The sequence below is a fragment of the Roseofilum sp. Guam genome (genome assembly GCF_017746735.1).
Classification (GTDB): Bacteria; Cyanobacteriota; Cyanobacteriia; order Cyanobacteriales; family Desertifilaceae; genus Roseofilum; species Roseofilum reptotaenium.
The window spans coordinates 82259-99072 of record NZ_JAGHZN010000061.1; the positions used below are offsets into that span (position 1 = coordinate 82259).

Annotated in this window: 20 protein-coding genes and 2 pseudogenes; 11 read left to right on the forward strand and 11 right to left on the reverse strand. The window is 45.8% G+C overall.

Annotated elements, in window-relative coordinates:
• Window positions 1-89: 89 nt before the first annotated feature.
• From J7529_RS21000 to J7529_RS21015, 4 genes are all read right to left on the reverse strand, one after another.
• Window positions 90-680 carry a cell division protein SepF gene (locus tag J7529_RS21000; protein WP_318698058.1) on the reverse strand — a complete coding sequence of 197 codons (591 nt, stop codon included), beginning with the start codon at window positions 678-680 and terminating at the stop codon, window positions 90-92.
• Between the two features lie 364 nt (window positions 681-1044).
• Window positions 1045-1725 carry a YggS family pyridoxal phosphate-dependent enzyme gene (locus J7529_RS21005; RefSeq protein ID WP_318730581.1) on the reverse strand — a complete coding sequence of 227 codons (681 nt, stop codon included), beginning with the start codon at window positions 1723-1725 and terminating at the stop codon, window positions 1045-1047.
• On the reverse strand, window positions 1722-1991 hold the full coding sequence (pipX, locus tag J7529_RS21010; RefSeq protein ID WP_271938714.1) for a transcriptional coactivator PipX: 270 nt from the start codon (window positions 1989-1991) through the stop codon (window positions 1722-1724). The genes J7529_RS21005 and pipX overlap by 4 nt, the downstream gene beginning before the upstream one ends.
• A gap of 389 nt (window positions 1992-2380) precedes the next feature.
• Entirely contained in the window at window positions 2381-3271 is an 891-nt protein-coding gene (locus J7529_RS21015) for an energy-coupling factor transporter transmembrane component T family protein (protein WP_318730582.1), read from the reverse strand.
• 164 nt (window positions 3272-3435) lie between these two features.
• Between J7529_RS21015 and J7529_RS21020 the strand changes: the two genes are divergently transcribed.
• The 4 genes from J7529_RS21020 (at window position 3436) to J7529_RS21035 (ending at window position 4937) form a co-directional block, all read left to right on the forward strand.
• Window positions 3436-3723, forward strand: a complete 288-nt coding sequence (locus J7529_RS21020; RefSeq protein ID WP_271938711.1) for a hypothetical protein — start codon at window positions 3436-3438, stop codon at window positions 3721-3723.
• Window positions 3720-4280 carry a Uma2 family endonuclease gene (locus J7529_RS21025; protein WP_318730583.1) on the forward strand — a complete coding sequence of 187 codons (561 nt, stop codon included), beginning with the start codon at window positions 3720-3722 and terminating at the stop codon, window positions 4278-4280. The genes J7529_RS21020 and J7529_RS21025 overlap by 4 nt, the downstream gene beginning before the upstream one ends.
• A 262-nt stretch (window positions 4281-4542) precedes the next feature.
• Window positions 4543-4791: a hypothetical protein gene (locus J7529_RS21030; RefSeq protein WP_318730584.1), complete on the forward strand. Its 249-nt coding sequence runs from the start codon at window positions 4543-4545 to the stop codon at window positions 4789-4791.
• Window positions 4788-4937 carry a hypothetical protein gene (locus J7529_RS21035; RefSeq protein WP_318730585.1) on the forward strand — a complete coding sequence of 50 codons (150 nt, stop codon included), beginning with the start codon at window positions 4788-4790 and terminating at the stop codon, window positions 4935-4937. Before J7529_RS21030 ends, J7529_RS21035 begins: the two co-directional genes overlap by 4 nt.
• Here J7529_RS21035 and J7529_RS21040 read toward each other — a convergent pair.
• The 3 genes from J7529_RS21040 to J7529_RS21050 all read right to left on the reverse strand — a co-directional run bounded on the left by J7529_RS21040 (window position 4927) and on the right by J7529_RS21050 (window position 6115).
• Window positions 4927-5151: a DUF4926 domain-containing protein gene (locus J7529_RS21040; protein WP_318730586.1), complete on the reverse strand. Its 225-nt coding sequence runs from the start codon at window positions 5149-5151 to the stop codon at window positions 4927-4929. The two genes, J7529_RS21035 and J7529_RS21040, sit on opposite strands and share 11 nt — an antisense overlap.
• Window positions 5152-5312: 161 nt before the next feature.
• Window positions 5313-5732, reverse strand: a complete 420-nt coding sequence (locus tag J7529_RS21045; RefSeq protein ID WP_318730587.1) for a type II toxin-antitoxin system VapC family toxin — start codon at window positions 5730-5732, stop codon at window positions 5313-5315.
• Complete coding sequence (locus J7529_RS21050; protein ID WP_318730588.1) at window positions 5729-6115, reverse strand: hypothetical protein; 387 nt, start codon at window positions 6113-6115, stop codon at window positions 5729-5731. The genes J7529_RS21045 and J7529_RS21050 overlap by 4 nt, the downstream gene beginning before the upstream one ends.
• A 280-nt stretch (window positions 6116-6395) precedes the next feature.
• On the opposite strand from J7529_RS21050, the gene J7529_RS21055 reads away from it, so the two are divergent.
• From J7529_RS21055 to J7529_RS21070, 3 genes and pseudogenes are all read left to right on the forward strand, one after another.
• Entirely contained in the window at window positions 6396-6614 is a 219-nt protein-coding gene (locus J7529_RS21055) for a hypothetical protein (protein WP_318730589.1), read from the forward strand.
• A gap of 6 nt (window positions 6615-6620) precedes the next feature.
• A pseudogene (locus tag J7529_RS21065) lies at window positions 6621-8687 on the forward strand (CHAT domain-containing protein); the annotation flags it as partial.
• Between the two features lie 226 nt (window positions 8688-8913).
• On the forward strand, window positions 8914-10098 hold the full coding sequence (locus tag J7529_RS21070) for a caspase family protein (protein ID WP_318730590.1): 1185 nt from the start codon (window positions 8914-8916) through the stop codon (window positions 10096-10098).
• A 91-nt stretch (window positions 10099-10189) separates the two neighbouring features.
• Here J7529_RS21070 and der read toward each other — a convergent pair whose 3' ends face one another.
• The 3 genes and pseudogenes from der to J7529_RS21085 form a co-directional block, all read right to left on the reverse strand.
• Complete coding sequence (gene der / locus J7529_RS21075) at window positions 10190-11551, reverse strand: ribosome biogenesis GTPase Der (protein WP_271938700.1); 1362 nt, start codon at window positions 11549-11551, stop codon at window positions 10190-10192.
• A gap of 75 nt (window positions 11552-11626) precedes the next feature.
• Window positions 11627-11956: an element excision factor XisI family protein gene (locus J7529_RS21080; protein ID WP_318730591.1), complete on the reverse strand. Its 330-nt coding sequence runs from the start codon at window positions 11954-11956 to the stop codon at window positions 11627-11629.
• Window positions 11944-12357, reverse strand: a pseudogene (locus J7529_RS21085) (element excision factor XisH family protein). The gene J7529_RS21080 and the pseudogene J7529_RS21085 overlap by 13 nt, the downstream one beginning before the upstream one ends.
• 48 nt (window positions 12358-12405) lie before the next feature.
• Between J7529_RS21085 and J7529_RS21090 the strand changes: the two are divergent.
• The 4 genes from J7529_RS21090 (at window position 12406) to J7529_RS21105 (ending at window position 15998) form a co-directional block, all read left to right on the forward strand.
• On the forward strand, window positions 12406-13623 hold the full coding sequence (locus tag J7529_RS21090; RefSeq protein WP_318730592.1) for a NupC/NupG family nucleoside CNT transporter: 1218 nt from the start codon (window positions 12406-12408) through the stop codon (window positions 13621-13623).
• Window positions 13624-14087: 464 nt separating this feature from the next.
• The gene (gene phnD / locus J7529_RS21095) at window positions 14088-15125 is read left to right on the forward strand and encodes a phosphate/phosphite/phosphonate ABC transporter substrate-binding protein (protein ID WP_318730593.1); all 1038 of its coding nucleotides are present in this window, start codon (window positions 14088-14090) and stop codon (window positions 15123-15125) included.
• Between the two features lie 73 nt (window positions 15126-15198).
• Window positions 15199-15594, forward strand: coding sequence for a hypothetical protein (locus J7529_RS21100; RefSeq protein WP_318730594.1), 396 nt, complete (start codon window positions 15199-15201; stop codon window positions 15592-15594).
• Window positions 15591-15998, forward strand: a complete 408-nt coding sequence (locus J7529_RS21105) for a hypothetical protein (RefSeq protein WP_318730595.1) — start codon at window positions 15591-15593, stop codon at window positions 15996-15998. Before J7529_RS21100 ends, J7529_RS21105 begins: the two co-directional genes overlap by 4 nt.
• A 67-nt stretch (window positions 15999-16065) precedes the next feature.
• Here J7529_RS21105 and J7529_RS21110 read toward each other — a convergent pair.
• Window positions 16066-16814: calcium-binding protein (locus tag J7529_RS21110; protein ID WP_318730596.1), on the reverse strand; the 749-nt coding region annotated here is incomplete at its 5' end.

Below are 16814 nucleotides of genomic sequence, written 5' to 3' on the forward strand. Positions count from 1 at the left end.
GGGAGTCGGCAGTCGGCAGTCGGCAGTCGGAAAAACCCGTTTTGTCTCTTGCCTTTTGCCTCTTGCCGCTTGCCTCTTGCCTCTTACTCCTAAGCCATTTGAGCTGGGTTATCCGTCCAATTCGGAGAAGGCGATGATGCGGTCGGACGAACGGGACGGACTTGAGACTGGGGGTTGTTTTGCATCCCACCAATTTGCGTTTTTACACTCACACAGCTTGGTGTGAATAAGAAAATGCTCTCACCAATTCGTTCTTGGTGACCATCGATCGCATAGGTTCCACCCGCCACAAAATCCACGGCACGTTGGGCCTGATCCGGGTCCATCATCGTTAAATTCAAGACCACTGATTTTCTTTCCCGCAAAGCTTGGATCGCTTGAGGCATTTCTTCAAATGAGCGGGGTTCCATAACCACCACTTCGGACATAGAATTGGCTGCTCCAGGCATCCCAATCACATTATTCATCGGTGCTGCTCCTGGTATTTGTGGATCGATGCCCATTTCTGGGCGTTCCCGCAACCGTCTTCTCGGTTGAGGTACTTCCTCGACTTCGGGTTGGGGATTGTCTTCTTTATAGATGTTCTGATACTCTTGAGCATCTAACTCATCATCATACCCGTAATCATATACAGGCTCATTCAGACCTACAAAGTCTCTGAGTTTGGAAAATAAATTCATGGTTAATAGAACCTCCTTAGCCTGGTACTGAGATCTTCAATTACCCACCCTGCAGTCTAGCAAGAAAGCTTCCATTTTCTTGCATCAATTGCAAATTGATGGATCTAGTCTGCTTCTTTCCACAGAATTGGGCGACTTTTCCACAGCCAGCGATCGCTCCAACGTTACCCCCTAGAGTCTTAGTCACTCTAAACTTCCTTGCATCCACAGTCTGAGCAAAGATCGAGTATTCGGAGGTTAGAGCGCTTTCCATGAAGGTGAGGGAATACTGACAATGGGTTGAATGGGGGCGACTTTTAAGGGGAAAACGGTTTTCCTAATGACCAATGACCGATTACCGCGCGGAGCGCTATATTGAGATTTTCTAGGGATTTCGTTGCCCAAAGAGGGTCGTTCCCAGACGGATTAGGGTTGCTCCTGCTTGGATCGCCAGAGGATAATCTGCTGACATGCCCATGGATAGGTGGTGCATTTGAAGATTCGACCAATCTTGCTGCTTAATTTTATCAGCTAATTCTGCGGTTTGTTGGAAAACTTCATAAGTCTGTTCTGAATTGAGTCCCAAGGGAGGAATACACATTAGTCCTTGAATATCCAAGCGATCGCACCGATCAAGAACTGGTAAGTCGTTGAGCAGTTCTGGGACACTCCAACCAAATTTTTGCGGATCGGGGACAATTTTCACTTGTAGACAAATTTTCGGTTTCGTCTCTAAGTTCTCAGCTAACTCGTTAAGCTGTTGGGCGAGTTTTAGGGAACCTACCGAATGAATCCAGGGAAAATTGGCGATCGCCTTTTTCGCCTTGTTACTTTGTAAATGGCCAATCAAGTGCCACGTAATATCTGTTAAATCCTTCAGTTCTTCCTGTTTCTGAAGACTTTCTGGGATGCGACTTTCACCAAAATCACGGATTCCTGCTCTGTACGCTTCCCGAATTCGTTCACTCCCAACCGTTTTGCTCACCGCAATTAGACGCACCCGATCCGGAAGAGTTGAGCGAATTTGATCGATCCGATTCGCCATGGAGTTCTGTAAATCAGTCATTGGAATGTTCGCTTATGAACCACCATTAACTCATCATAAAGGGAAAGTTTACCTTCCCGCCGCAGCGATCGCAGACGATTCTCTAACACGATCCGAGCTTCTCCTCGCGTTACCGACTCAAATTTGAGTCCCTCTGGACTGGCGATCACGATAAAAAATAATCGTTGGGCATACAGGGTGGTAAAGAGTTCTTTACGATCCTCTATTACACAAACCCTAAACAACAAACCAAATGTAGGATGACTCAGATAAATTTCGCCAGACATTCACATTAACACTGGGATAAAAAATTTGGGGATAACTGCTCAAACCGTTCGCCTTGAACAAAAGAATAGCAATTTTCAACTACTTTACCAGAAAATTGGGTTTAAAGCCCCGTCCTTTGAGGACGGCTTTTTGATAGAATAGTGGAAACAGGCAGGGCATTGTCTGTTGGGCTAGATAGTGTAAGACGGGCTATGCCTGCATCTGTTGCTTGAATCCAGAATCCCCTCGCCTTTAGGCACGGGAGTATGTCAATCTACCAAAAGATGGTCACTTATAGCGCTTTGCTTCCTTTATGAGGCAGGACTTACGCATTCGGGCTATATCTGTAGAGGGGATTCATGAATCCCCCCTATACCCACCCTAACTGCTACTCCCCACTCCCCATGCTTTAGCCCATTTGTCCCCAGACTAGACGAGCTACCCATAACCCTACCAAACTGATTAGGGCAACTCCATCCCATACATGCCATTGGAACTGATACCATTCTACTTTATGCTCATTGGGTTGGGTAAAGCCTCGCACTTCCATCGCGCTGGCAATTTGAGCTGCTCTGAGCAGCAGGTTTTCTAGCAATCGTTCTACCACCATTAACCAGACTTGCGAAGATCGCTTTAATCCCAATTTCTTCCAATTAATGGCGCGAGTATTAATAGAGCGGATTAAATTTTGCACTTCTTCCAGGACTAAGGCGATAAACCGCAGGGAAAGCGTCAGGGTTAGAGTGATTTCCGTTACCGGAACTCCCCAGCGTTTAAGGGGAGACATCCAGGTTTCCAGGGCAGCCGTCACCTCTTCTGGCGCGGTAGTGAGCAGAAAAAGACCCGTACTATAAATAACGGTAAAGATTAATGTTCCTAAGCGTAATCCCAGATCGAGAGATAAACGGGTGATGATTAACTGGCTAAATCCCAGATTAAGGGTAAGCAGAGTATAGCGATAGGAGGTCGGTTGTGCGAAAGAGTCCTCAATAGCAGGTAACCGGGGTTGATGGACAACGGTTAATCCATCAGGCGCAACAATGGTAATTAAGACGATCAGAGTCCCCAGCATCAGTAACCATCCCAGTTGTTGCTTCAGTACGCGCAGGGGAATCGAGGTCGTGAGGGTAATGGCAATCAGAAAACCCACCAGAATGAGACGAAAGGGGGTACTTGCAAGGACTGGGATCGCCAAAAAACTCAACAACCAGATCAGTTTAATCCTGGGATCGAGGCGATGGAGCCAAGTCGTGGGGTTTTCGAGATAGAGACCAATAGGGAGCGATCGCAGTAAATCCATGTTGGCATACAGTGATGAATAGCGAGTAGGATGCGTTGATAGCTTATCCTACTATGGTTTGATCGATTGCCTCAGTAAGTCTTCAGTAAGTCTTCAGTCGCCGATCGTCGCAGACTGCCAATTTTACCATTCGCGATCGCGATTCATAAATTACCTGATAATGGTTGAGAATTTCTCGACGACCAAGCCAATTGCGATCGCCTTCAACTGCTTTTCAGAGATTAACGGCCAACCGTACCTTGCCAACTCTGCGATATCTTTTTAGGGTAGCGATCGCCAAAGAAGCCTACAAATGGTGTACAATAAACCTAAAAAATATGAATCTAGAACTATATCAAGAAATGGCTTTAATCCAAGACATTCCAGAATATGAAATGTATCAAGGAGATATTGCCACCCCGATCGATTTTATTCCCCACTCTACCCTTCCTAACGATAGGGGAACACTATGACTATTACTCTTCTACAAGTCAAGAATTTATCTGGATTTCTCAAGTGCCCGGAAACCAAACCTGCGAGCGAATATATCAATGGAGAGATTATCCAAAAACCGATGCCAAAAGGGAAACATAGTCGATTACAACTGAGGTTGTGCAACGCAATTAATGAACAAGCAGAACCGGACAAAATTGCTTATGCTTTTCCTGAATTGCGGTGTTCGTTTAGAGATCGCTCTATTGTCCCGGATCTCGCGGTGTTTCGCTGGTCGAACATTCCGTTTGAGGAGGATGGAGAAGTTCCCAATGATTTTCTTTTACCTCCAGATTGGATTATTGAAATCCTCTCCCCAGAACAAAGTGCAAATCAAGTGATGGGGAAAATTCTGTATAGTTTGCGATCGGGGAGTGAACTGGGTTGGTTAGTCGATCCGCAAGACCGCTCCATCGTCGTCTTTGAGCCGAATAAACAACCCGAATGGCTCACAGGTAGCGATCGCCCCCAAACCCTAGCCGGACTTGAGTTAGACTTAACCATAGAGCAGATTTTCGGCTGGTTGAAACTCAATTAAAAAGGCGATCGCCGCCAACAAAGAAACCGGGTTTCTGGCTACCTTGAGAACATCAACCAAGATCCTGAGAGAAACCCGGTTTCTAATCTCCAGGCGATCGCCAAGGAAGATATTACCGATGAATACGGTACATATTATCAAGTTATCGGTGAACTAGAAGGAGTAAATTATTGTAAATTACTGGTGGTTACTATTGGGTTAAAACGAGCCATCGATAGTCACTTTTATTTTGTCACTCTAAAACCTTATCGAGAATAAAGCCATGAATCTAGAACTCTATCAAGAAATTGCCTTAATCCAAGACGTTCCCAAATATGAAATGTATCAAGGAGATATCGCCACCCTGATCGATTTTATTCCCCACCCCGACGGCGGAGAAACCGGTTGTATCCTGGAAGTTTTCAACGCAGTTGGTGAATCGATAAAAGTGGTCACAGTTCCTATCTCTGCGATAAAATCCTTAACCAGAAACGATATTTTAAACACTCGTTCACTACTCACAGCATCATGATTCAGTATAGCGATCGCCTCAACTCTACGATAGGCAAGGCGATCTCCCCCAACAAAGAAACCGGGTTTCTGGCTACCTCCATAAGATCGCCCAAAATTCCCATAGAAACCCGGTTTCTAACCGCACTTATCTCCTTCATTTATTAGCCATGGAAAAGTGCAATACCATGAACTGTTCCGGACGTAACCCCAAAGACTCATAGGTTTGTCCGGTATGGCGATCGCTAAACTCAACCTCAAAGGCCGCGCCGTCAGCTAAAATTTCTACTACCGTTCCCACTTGTCCCTGGAATAAATCATATTCAGGTAGGTCAACAGTCAGGGCAACCACATCTAATAATTCAATCATTTGAGGTTTCATAAGTTCTTTCCTCCATTAGGTGAGAGGGTAACAGGTGGTTAATTTTGGGATTTGCGAACCCTTTTCAACAATCCAACCGCTACGGAGTCTAGCCCATTGATTCTGCTGATAACCTGAACCAAGATCCTGATAGAAACCCGGTTTCTGGCTCCACATGATCGCTAAAGCGTCCAATCTTCCAAGATTAAATCGGGAACTTTGCCAAAATCTCGCTGATTTCGGGTAATGACAATACCCCCAACTGAAAGCGCGATCGCTGCAATTCGTAAATCTTGCGTCCCAATACGAATTTTTTGTTGCTTTAATCGATTGAAGCGATCGCAAGCATCTGGTGTAAATGCTAAGACATTAACGGTATAAAAAAAGTCAAAAGTCAGCTTTAGTCTAGCATAAGCAGCAACTAATCTTTCTGGGGAAGTTGCCTTACGAATAATATTGAGTCTTCCTCTAAGTTGTTCCTCCAGTGTGACAATAGTAACGGCAAGGTTTTGAGTTGGAATCCCATTGATTCTTTGGACTACGGGTAAATCTCCTTGCTGAAACAGAGAAACTATATCTGTATCGAGAATATACAAGCTCATTCTGATTTTTTCTGGGGATCTATCTGATAATAATGTTCTTCCATTTCTAAATCTAACTGGCGGCGATCTTCCTCAATAAATGCTAAAAATTCTTCAAGATCCGGATCGTCTTTAAGCATTCCCGCAAATTTCATCCAAGGATGTTCAGATTGGGGTAAAGGCACTTCAATTTCCAGGGAAACTATCTCGCTATCACCCAATCTTTGCCCGACAATTTTCTGCAATTCTTGCAAGGCTTCTTCTTTTGTATTGGTTTCAACCTGACATTCGGGCCATCCCAAAACACTAGCTTTAACTCGTCCTTCTGGTTGATACTCAACTCGAACATTATAGCTGGATTTTATAGAGGATTGTTGAGGTGGAAAGAGGGATTGAACATTCATAAGCGTTCAGAGTTTTTTAATTTTCTTACTTTAACATACACTCACAGGTTAACGGGTAACCGTACCTTGCCAAATCTAGGATATCTTTTCAGTGTAGCGATCGCCTCAACTCTAGGTTAGGCAACGCGATCGCCCCCAACAAAGAAACCAGGTTTTTCCCTACCTTCCTATTCCCTATTCCCTAGCGCGAAGCGCTAACATAAGTTATCCCACGGTGGAGATAAAAGAATTGAAACGAGTCTAAATAAACTTCAGGGGAGGAAGGATAGCACAGCAGCAGATGGCGACATGGCTCAAGAGTATCTCACTGGCGACCCTTATCGCCGTGGCAGGGGTAGTCCCTTCCCAGAGGATATTGGCTCACCCAGGGGTTATTGCTCAAGCAGATACGGCAGAGCAATTGCTTATAGAAGCCTTTTTTATGTTTAGGGAAGAAGGTGTAGAATCTCTCAGACAAGCTATTACTAAATTAGAACAAGCGGTGGTTCTATCTCGCTAAGCCAGTGAACAAGGTTCAGAAGCTCTAGCGCTAGTTTTTCTTGGCAGAATCTACTCACAGCTAGGAGAGCAGCAGCAAGCGCTGGAGGATTACAACCAAGCTTTGCCTCTCACTCGTGCGGTAGGAAATCGCTCGGGAGAAGCCCTTACCCTCACCAGTCTGGGCGCTGTCTACTCAGACCTAGGAGAGAAGCAGCAAGCGCTAGAGTATTACAACCAAGCTTTGCCCATCTCTCGTGAGGTGGGCAATCGCTCGGGAGAAGCCACTACCCTCAACAACCTGGGCGGACTCTACGACTCATTAGGAGAGAAGCAGCGAGCGCTGGAGTATTACAACCAAGCTTTGCCCCTCCTTCGTGCGGTGGGCGATCGCTCAGGAGAAGCGGGTATCCTATCGAATCTCGCTGTCTTAGAACGAGACCAGAACAACCTAGAAACCGCTCTCACTCATATCCAAGAATCCATCACCATCCTCGAAGATCTCCGCACCAAAATCGGCTCCCAAGACCTCCGCGCCTCCTTCTTTGCCACTGTCCAAGACCGTTACCAGTTTTACATCGACCTCCTCATGGAACTGCATGAACAAAACCCCAACAAAGGTTACAATGCTCAAGCGCTCCACATCAGCGAACGCTCCCGCGCCAGAGGACTCCTAGAACTGCTCACCGAAGCCAGCGCCAATATCCGTGAAGGCGTTGACCCCCAACTCTTAGCCCAAGAACAAACCTTACTGCAAAAACTGAATACGGTAGAACACGATCGCCACCAACTCACCAGTGGTCAATATACCCAAGAAGAACTCGATGCTCTCAAACAACAGTCCCAAGACCTCCTGCTGCAACTCGACCAACTCGAAGCCCAAATCCGCATCAACAGCCCCCGTTATGCCAGTCTCAACTATCCTCAACCCCTCACCCTAGATGAGATTCAACAGCAAGTCCTCGATGAAGACACTCTGCTCTTACAATACTCCCTCGGTTCAGAACGCAGCTTTCTCTGGGCCGTCACTCCAGATGGCATCACCAGTTATGTTCTCCCCTCCAGCGCCGACATTGCCACAGCCGCGCAAGCCTTCCGCCAGTCTCTCACCTCCGCTAACGGCAGTAACATCAGTGCCGGAGAAGCCTTAAGTCAGATCGTACTCGCTCCCGTCGCCCACCAACTGCAAGGAAAACGCCTACTCATCGTCGGCGATGGCGTTCTGCAATACATTCCCTTTGCCGCTCTTCCCCTCCCGAATGCTCCCGCTACACCCCTCCTCGTACAAAACGAAATCGTCACCCTTCCCTCCGCCTCCACCGTTGCCATCCAACGCCAACAACTCGCCAACCGTTCCCCCGCTCCCCAAACCCTAGCTGTCTTAGCCGACCCCATCTTCGACCCCAACGACACTCGCCTCACCGGAACCCCACCCCCACCGAATCCAGATACCCTGAATAAACTGGCATTAACTCGTGCCGTTGGCAGTTTAGGCTTAGGCGACATTGCCCCCACATTACCCCGTTTAGAATACACCCGCGTCGAAGGCGAGAAAATCCTGGCTCTCGTTCCCGACGCAAAAGAATTAGAAGCCTTTGACTTCCAAGCCTCCCGTGAAATCGCCACCCATCCCCAACTCTCCCAATATCAAATCGTTCACCTCGCCACCCACGGCATTCTCGATGCCACCAACCCGGAACTCTCCGGAGTCGTCCTCTCCCTCTTCGACAACAACCAAACCCCCCAAGACGGCTTCTTGCGCTTGCAAGATATCTTCAACCTCAATCTCCCCGCCGAATTAGTCGTCCTCAGCGCCTGTCAAACCGGCTTAGGCGAAAACGTCCGAGGTGAAGGCATCGTCGGCTTAACCAGAGGCTTCATGTACGCGGGAGCACGACGAGTCGTCGTCAGTCTCTGGAGCGTCAACGATGTCGCCACCTCCGAAGTGATGGTCAAGTTCTACCAAAAGATGTTAGAAGAACAACAAAACCCCGTCACCGCCTTACGAGAAGCCCAACTGGAAATGTGGAACTCCGAGCAATGGAACTCCCCCTACTACTGGGCCGCGTTTACTATCCAAGGAGACTGGAAATGAATAATGAATAATGAACAATGAACTTTGTAGTGGATCGTTTCATCTAAAATAGGGCTTTGTTTGGTGTAAGCACGAAGAGTGCTTAAAAGCCTAGCTGGAGAGGGATAAATCCCTCCATCATTTTAGCTGAAACAATCCAGTAGGGTGCATTTCCCCAAGCGGAAATGAAAAGCGACAGCGCAGGGCACTGATATTACAGAATCCCCCATTCCACCATTCCCCAACTATGGCACATCCAAATCGTCGTCAATTCTTACAATTCATTGCTGCCTCCCTAGGCACAGTAACCCTCAATTCCTTGCTCCACCAAGCCAACCGTTCAGCCAAAATTCTCGCCCAAACCACACCCCGAAAACTTGCTCTTCTCGTCGGCATTAATCAATATCCATTTCAACCCCTAGCTGGCTGTCTCAACGATCTTGAACTGCAACGTCATTTACTCATTCATCGCTTTGGATTTAATCCCAAAGATATCTTAGTGGTTGCGGATTCCCAAGCCACTCGTAATGGCATCTTAACCGCCTTTGAAGACCATTTAATTAAACAAGCCAAAACCGGCGATATCGTCGTCTATCACTACTCCGGTCATGGTTCGCGTATTTTTGACCCCCATCCCATTTTCAGATCCCCAGACAACGAAGAACTCAACGGAACATTTGTCCCCATAGATGGAGAATTACCCCCTGGATATCCGAATGCAGGAGGAGCAGTCAAAGACATTATGGGACATACCCTCTTTCTGTTAATGTCAGCGCTAAAAACCGAAAATGTAACCGTAATTTTAGATAGTTGTTTTGCTGGAGGTGCAACCCGCGATGTCCAGGTTCGCTCCCGTGATGGAGGGCAAAAAGTTTTAGTCTCTAACCTGGAAAAAGCCTATCAAGAACGATTTTTATTCCAGCTCAATCTCACCCCAGAAGCCTTTATTTCCGCCTATCGCACGGGAGTCGCTAAAGGAGTAGTATTAGCAGCATCTGCACATAATCAACTGGCAAGAGAAATGAATATCAATGGGGCAAGCTGTGGCTTATTTAGTTACTTACTCACTCACTATCTCTGGCAAGAAAATAGCAATATTGAACAAATCTTCCCCAAGATTTATGCGGAAATTCCGTTAATCTTCAAGCAAATTCCCCGTTATGAAGTCAAAGTCGGCAGTAACTATCACTTGCAGTCTCCTTACTTTATTGCAACCGCAAGTTCCCCTGCTCAAGCTGTCGTCACTGAAGTCAGAGGAAATATGGCTAAAGTCTGGTTAGGTGGCGTTGATTTACGGCAAGTGAATCCATCCATGGTATTGACTGGTATTGATGGAAAAGGAAAAGTAAGGGTAAGATCTCGTAATGGCTTAGTCGCTCAAACCAATATTGAGGAAGAGGTACAAGAAGGGGCACTCTTGGAGGTTCGATGAACAATAGACCTCTTGCATAAATGGGCAGCAAATGAACAGGAATGCATTAATCCTGTATTCTTATCCCTATTCCCTAGCGCACAACGCTATTTTAAACTCGGATGGCTCGGTTGGCTCCTGTTGCTTCCAACTCACGGGCTTTTTTGCCTCGCCAAAAGAGACGAATGGGTGTACCGGTAAATCCCAGTTGTTTGCGAATTTGCCCTTCTATATAGCGACGGTAGTTTTCTCCTAACCGTTTGGGATCGTTGACAAAAATACTAAAGCTTGGCGGTTGGCTACTGACTTGCGTGCCATAGTAAATTTTGCCCTGTTTCCCTTGCCGGTTGGTGGGGGGAGTGTGCCAACTGATGGCTTCTTGCAGGACTTCATTAACAACAGAAGTGGAAACACGGCGTTTATGTTCGCTGACGGCATTATCGACTAACTTCAGAATTTTGGGAACCCGTTGTCCCGTCAGAGCGCTGACGAAAATCATTTCTGACCAGTCAATGAAGTAGAGGCGATCGCGAACCTGTTGTTCGTAGTGCAAAATGGTATAGCTGTCTTTTTCCACCTGATCCCATTTGTTCACCACAATCACACAAGCGCGGCCATCTTCAGTAATGCGGTTCGCCAATTTTTGGTCTTGTTCGGTAACGCCATCGATCGCATCAATGACCAGCAATACCACATCAGAGCGGCGAATGGCTTTAAAAGCACGATTGATCCCGAAAAATTCAGGCCCGTATTCCACATTTTTCTTCTTGCGAATGCCTGCAGTATCAATCAAGCGGTAGGTTTTGCTCTCATGTTCGACTACGGTATCAATAGCATCCCTAGTGGTTCCGGAAATGGGGCTAACAATCGCCCGTTTTTCCCCTAAAAAGGCATTGAGTAAACTCGATTTACCCACATTGGGACGACCAACAATGGCGATTTTGGTTTCTGTGGATTCTTCCCAGTTTTCCATCACCGGTAAGTGAGGCAGTAAAGCATCCAGAAGATCCCCCGTTCCATTGCCGTGAATGGCGGAAATAGCATAGGGTTCGCCTAGCCCTAATTCCCAAAATTGGGCGGCTTGAATCAGTCCCTGATCTGGAGATTCACATTTATTCACCGCTAAAATAACGGGGATCGATTGTTGATGCAACCATTGGGCAATTTCCAGATCTCCAGGGGTAGGCCCAGTTTGACCATCGACGAGGAAAATGGCGGCGCTAGATTCAGCTAAAGCTAATAGAGCTTGTTCGCGAATTAGGGGCAAGAATTCGGTATCGTCATGGAAGAGTAGTCCCCCGGTATCGACGACTTGAAAATCGCGATCGCGCCAATAGCAGTAACGATAGGTGCGATCGCGGGTAATTCCCGGTTCATCAAACACAATCGATTCTTGTCTTTTGGCTAACCGATTGACCAGGGTAGATTTACCGACATTGGGACGGCCGATAATGGCAACGATAGGCAGTTTCATAGGTGCAGTATTTAGGAGTTAGAAATATGTTTAGAGATTTAAGCCAAGCATTCTATTATATATCAAATTTTGATTTTAGTCTTGCAGCGCGATCGCCTCTCTGGTTGGAGGACAGCAAAAGGCAGGAACCAGGACTTCTTCAGGAATTCCTTGCTCAACTAAATCTTCAGCAAAGTATTCTACATTATTCTGTTCGAGATGAACTAACCCATCAATGATACGTAGGTGAGCCAGAATACCGTGAATGCGGCGATCTCCATTCCAACCCACACTCATCAGCAGATAGTTGTCCGTTTCTTCGTCGCAAATAGCGATAGTTTCGTCAATATCCCTTGATTTCGACCATTCCAGATGTTCGGCTAAAACGGTACGAATAATATGACGATAGTTCTCTAGTCGATCCATTGCTCGATCTCCTCCAAATCTGGATTAAATACAATGAGACGAATCTTTTCATCTTCAATTAGATTCTGGATAATGGTCTTCTGAAAGAGTTGTTGATAGATGGTTGAGCTAATAGCCAGATAAGGCTGGCGGGTAGATCCACTTCTTTGTCAAATAGAACGATACAAAACATATTGTCCAATTGCTTTTTCCAGTTCTGAAATCTGCCCAATATTGCCAAAGACTTTAATTTCAACAGCAAGATTAATGGACTGGCGATCGCTTGCTCGTTTTTCAGCGCCGAGGTCGGGATAAACTCGGTGTTCAAGATCCCCTAGAATAAGCGGATCGTGAGTAATTGTCCTGCCCTCTTTGATTAGAGCATTTCTGACAATATCATGATAGCGATCGCGACGGGGCATAGTAACTAGCGTTTAATATTTACTATAAAGTAAATAGGCTCTTCAGTAATGGAACGTGTTATTTCTGTATTGGGACTCGGTTTTTTTGTCGCCTTTGCCTATGGCATCTCGGTTAACCGTCCGGCAGTGCGCTGGCGAGTGGTAGCCATGGGATTGGGTTTACAGTTTGTTTTAGCGGTGCTGATTCTAAAGGTTCCGTTCGGCTTGGCTCTGTTCCGCTTTTTAGGCGATCGCATCCAGACGTTTTTAGAATTTTCGGATGTGGGGTCTGAGTTTGTGTTTTCGTCCCAGTTGGTGAACAATGAGGTATATATTTTTGCCTTTCGGGTGTTGCCGACGGTAATTTTCTTTTCGGCCTTTATTAGCGTGCTTTACTACTATGGAATTTTACCGCGCATGGTACAGGCGATCGCTCGGTTCATGCAATATACCCTGAAAACTTCGGGATCGGAAACGTTGAGCGCAGCCGCCAATATTTTTGTCGGTTCGACAGAAGCGCCTTTGCTGATTAAACCCTATGTCTCGACGACTACGATGTCTGAACTTCATGCGATTATGACGAGTGGGTTTGCGACGGTGGCAGGAGGGGTTTTAGTCGCTTATATTTCCTTTGGCATTGCTCCGGAGCATCTGATTACTGCATCGGTGATGTCTGCTCCCGCAGCGTTGGCGATCTCGAAGCTGATGTATCCAGAAACTGAAAATTCTCCGACGATGGGAACGGTGTCTATTCAGGTGGAGAAAACCTCTGTTAATGCCATTGATGCTCTTTCTACTGGGGCTTCTGAGGGAATGAAGTTAGCCCTAAATATTGCGGCGATGCTGATCGCGTTTTTGGGTATCCTGGCGTTTATCAATGCTGTATTGGCTTGGATGGGCGGATTTATCGGTTTACCGACGTTATCCTTAGAAGGGATTTTTGGCGTAATCTTTGCGCCTGTGGCTTGGTTGATGGGGGTTCCTTGGGCAGATTGTTTAGTTGTAGGGCAGCTACTGGGGAAGAAGACGATCCTGACTGAGTTTATTGCTTATGTGGATTTGAGTCAGTTGATTGCCAATCAACAGGTTTCCGATCGCACTGTGGCGATCGCCACATATGCTCTCTGCGGCTTTTCTAATCTGGGGGCGATCGGCATTCAGTTGGGAGGCATTGGGGCGATCGCTCCCTCTCGACAATCCGATCTCGCTCAGTTGGGTTTGCGAGCTATGATTGGCGGATTTCTCGCCTGTTGTATGACTGCTTGTATTGCTGGAGTTTTACTCTAATCGTTATTTGTTCTTTAAAATGGGCGAAGGTCTAACCGGAGGCGGCTAGACCTAAACTAAGTATTCTTGAGAAACTCTAATTTTCAGGGTTTTGCGAGTTAAGAAAATGGACAAGTACAATTAACTTACTAAGGTTTTCATACTTCACAGTCACACCTTTCGGGCTTTCCCATAACCCTGTCTTTCCGGACTTCAGGTTTGGCTTAACCGCTGACTGTGCAGGGGGTTTGCCACTAGGGTGAAGGGCTATGTTCAACTGTGACTGGACTCTAGAGGACAGACACCAATTCTAGAACCCAAATTTAATGCTTTAATTGCTTGCTTTGGTGTCTATATTGTTTACAATAGCATAGTTTTTTCAGAGTTCCAGCATTGTTTACACAAATTTAGGACTCTTTACAGAGTGCAATATTCATCAACAAGAGATTAAGTATAATGGCTGATTTTTCCAGGATGTTTTAACCATGAACTCAACTCAAAGAATAGGAATTAACCCAGTTTCCCTACTGCTCATCGGTGGCGCACTTCTGCTCAATTTGACAGGATGCGGCTCATCTCAAGGGACTTCAGAAGAGACGGCACAAACCACTCAAGAAGAATGCGATCGCCCCAAACAGATGGATGGGCAATATTGCGATCGCAATCAAGATCTAGTTGCCGATCCCCCAGACAACCCTGATGAATGGATTAATCCAGACACCCTCATCTTTGCCTATTTGCCGATTCCCAATCCAGACCAATACGAATCCGTTTGGACTGAATTTATGGCCCATCTATCGGAAATCACTGGCAAACCCGTCCAATTCCTCGCTCTAGAGTCAAAAGCCGATCAAATTCAAGCCTTAAAAGACGGTCAACTCCATATTGCCGGGTTTAGCACTAGCACTGTCCCCATTGCCGTCAATCAAGCTGGCTTTACCCCCTTTGCCATGATGGCCGCTTCTGATGGCACATTTGGCTATGAAATGGAAATTATCACTCATATCTCCAGCCCTCTCGATAGTCTCGAAAACCTATCAGACCGCCAGTTAGCCTTTACGGATGCTAATTCCTATTCAGGATATATTTTACCCCGTGCCCTCCTAGAAGCCGGTTATAACCTCAAAGCTGATCGAGACTACAAAGCTGTATTTTCTGGATCTCAAGAAAAATCTATCGTCGGAGTACAAAACCAAACCTATGAAGCAGCCGCCATTGCCAATGATGTCCTGCAACTGATGTGCAATCGTCAGGAAGCCGACTGTAGTCAATTCCGCTCCCTTTACCAATCCCAAACCTTTCCCAATGCAGCTTATGGCTATGCCCACAATTTAGATCCAGAACTGGTGGAGGCGATCGACAATGCCTTTTTAACCTTTAACTGGTCAGGAACGGGCTTAGAGCGCGAATTTAGTGCTACAGGAGAAGAAAAATTTATCCCCATCGACTATCAAATCGATTGGAGTCAGATCCGTACTATCCAGGAGGCTCAAGGAGTCGATTACCAAGTGCCTTCCGATTAAATACTCTATGGTATAACCCAGATGGAATTATCCCTCTCCTAAAAAATACCAACTCTTTTAGGAGAGGGATAGCTTGAAAAAGAATGGAAGTATAGTGATTCCTGATACCTTTAAATTAACAGGTCGATTGCAAGCTGATAATTGGAGTCCACCACCCATAAAAACTAATCAACATGGTAAGCTAACCAATGGTTTATATACTTTAGATCTCCCAGGTGCAGAAGTTCATATAACGGGGACTTTAGCACTAGGTAAAAGCCAGTTCTTATATCGGGTTAACTATCAAACTTTAGTGCTAGACGCAGCTTTATACGCTGATGAAGCCAATCTATGGCAAGGACCCAAGGCAAAAATAGTATTAGATAGACCTATCGGAGTTCATGCTTCTACAGGTCAACTAACCAATGTTCTTAATCTATACCGAAATAAAAATTACTTTGTTCATGGAGCGCCAGGTACCCCACGATGATTAACATAGAAAAGTATTTTAAGTTTACAGAAAATAATGCAATGAACTGGACACATAAATTAGTCAAGGATGTATTAGAAAGTCTTGTCCATACAATTGAAGATTCCATTATTGATTGGGAACCCGGAGATGAAGAGTGGGCAAGACTATTAGTTGGGACAGAAGTTGTGGCAATTGTTTGTGCTAAAATTCCTCTGATTATTGCGCTAGAAAATTACACAGGACAAATCTCAACTTGCTTCTTAAAACAAGAAATAAAAATTCTTGTCATTAGAGATTTTGAAGAAGATCAATTTTGTATTGATAAAGTATTACTTGAAGAGGTGTTTGGCAGAAAAATGACTCCTAATATTTCATATAATGCTTTCTCTATCAACGATCTATGGTGGGCAACAGTTGCATAAGATCCACTCAAAAGAGAGGCGAAAAAAATTTTCGCCTCTAAAGATCTTGCTATACCTCTCGATCGCCTTAAACCACGCCAATATTAACTGGGACAAAGTCATTCACAGAGAAAGCTGTCAGTGGTGTATTGGCCACAATACCCAAAATTTGACCGGATGGATTGATCCGAATGACCGTATTGCCAGCCACATTTTGCACTAACAAATTCTGAGCTGTTAAACCACCGGTTAAACCAATACGATCCACCCCAATTTGAAAATCGACAATAAAATCAGCTTGTTCAATTTGATTAACCGCCGTACTGGTGCGCAGAACAAATATATCTGCACCGGAACCACCCGAAAGCACGTCTGCACCAAAATCCCCGCTCAGGGTATCATTTCCGTCGCCACCATTGACGGTATCATTACCTTGACCACCATAGAGGAGATCGTTGCCAAAATCACCAAAGAGTTGATCTGCCCCTTGGTTCCCATAAACTGTATCGTTATTCTGACCACCCCGGACAACATCATTACCTTGACCACCATAGAGCAGGTCATTGCCTTGATTACCATTAATGCCATCATTGCCTTGATTGCCATTAATGCCATCATTTCCCGATCCACCAGAGATTTGATCATTCCCTTGCAAACCAGAAACTTGATCATTTCCAGCACCCGCATTAATCACATCATTCCCTGCCGTACCAAAGATGTTGTTATTTCCTGAATCGCCAGGGGCAGGAGTTGGAGTGGGAGTTGGGGTGGGAGGTGTAGGGTTAGAAGGGGGAGCAACCGGATCGGTAGGAGTTGGGGTGGGAGTTGGGGTGGGAG

Bases quoted from the DNA above. Each gene is read 5' to 3' on its own strand.
- J7529_RS21000 (WP_318698058.1), bottom strand. From the start codon at position 680: ATGAATTTATTTTCCAAACTCAGAGACTTTGTAGGTCTGAATGAGCCT.
- J7529_RS21005 (WP_318730581.1), bottom strand. From the start codon at position 1,725: ATGACTGATTTACAGAACTCCATGGCGAATCGGATCGATCAAATTCGC.
- pipX (WP_271938714.1), bottom strand. From the start codon at position 1,991: ATGTCTGGCGAAATTTATCTGAGTCATCCTACATTTGGTTTGTTGTTT.
- J7529_RS21015 (WP_318730582.1), bottom strand. From the start codon at position 3,271: ATGGATTTACTGCGATCGCTCCCTATTGGTCTCTATCTCGAAAACCCC.
- J7529_RS21025 (WP_318730583.1), top strand. From the start codon at position 3,720: ATGACTATTACTCTTCTACAAGTCAAGAATTTATCTGGATTTCTCAAG.
- J7529_RS21030 (WP_318730584.1), top strand. From the start codon at position 4,543: ATGAATCTAGAACTCTATCAAGAAATTGCCTTAATCCAAGACGTTCCC.
- J7529_RS21035 (WP_318730585.1), top strand. From the start codon at position 4,788: ATGATTCAGTATAGCGATCGCCTCAACTCTACGATAGGCAAGGCGATC.
- J7529_RS21040 (WP_318730586.1), bottom strand. From the start codon at position 5,151: ATGAAACCTCAAATGATTGAATTATTAGATGTGGTTGCCCTGACTGTT.
- J7529_RS21045 (WP_318730587.1), bottom strand. From the start codon at position 5,732: ATGAGCTTGTATATTCTCGATACAGATATAGTTTCTCTGTTTCAGCAA.
- J7529_RS21050 (WP_318730588.1), bottom strand. From the start codon at position 6,115: ATGAATGTTCAATCCCTCTTTCCACCTCAACAATCCTCTATAAAATCC.
- J7529_RS21055 (WP_318730589.1), top strand. From the start codon at position 6,396: ATGGCGACATGGCTCAAGAGTATCTCACTGGCGACCCTTATCGCCGTG.
- J7529_RS21070 (WP_318730590.1), top strand. From the start codon at position 8,914: ATGGCACATCCAAATCGTCGTCAATTCTTACAATTCATTGCTGCCTCC.
- der (WP_271938700.1), bottom strand. From the start codon at position 11,551: ATGAAACTGCCTATCGTTGCCATTATCGGCCGTCCCAATGTCGGTAAA.
- J7529_RS21080 (WP_318730591.1), bottom strand. From the start codon at position 11,956: ATGGATCGACTAGAGAACTATCGTCATATTATTCGTACCGTTTTAGCC.
- J7529_RS21090 (WP_318730592.1), top strand. From the start codon at position 12,406: ATGGAACGTGTTATTTCTGTATTGGGACTCGGTTTTTTTGTCGCCTTT.
- phnD (WP_318730593.1), top strand. From the start codon at position 14,088: ATGAACTCAACTCAAAGAATAGGAATTAACCCAGTTTCCCTACTGCTC.
- J7529_RS21105 (WP_318730595.1), top strand. From the start codon at position 15,591: ATGATTAACATAGAAAAGTATTTTAAGTTTACAGAAAATAATGCAATG.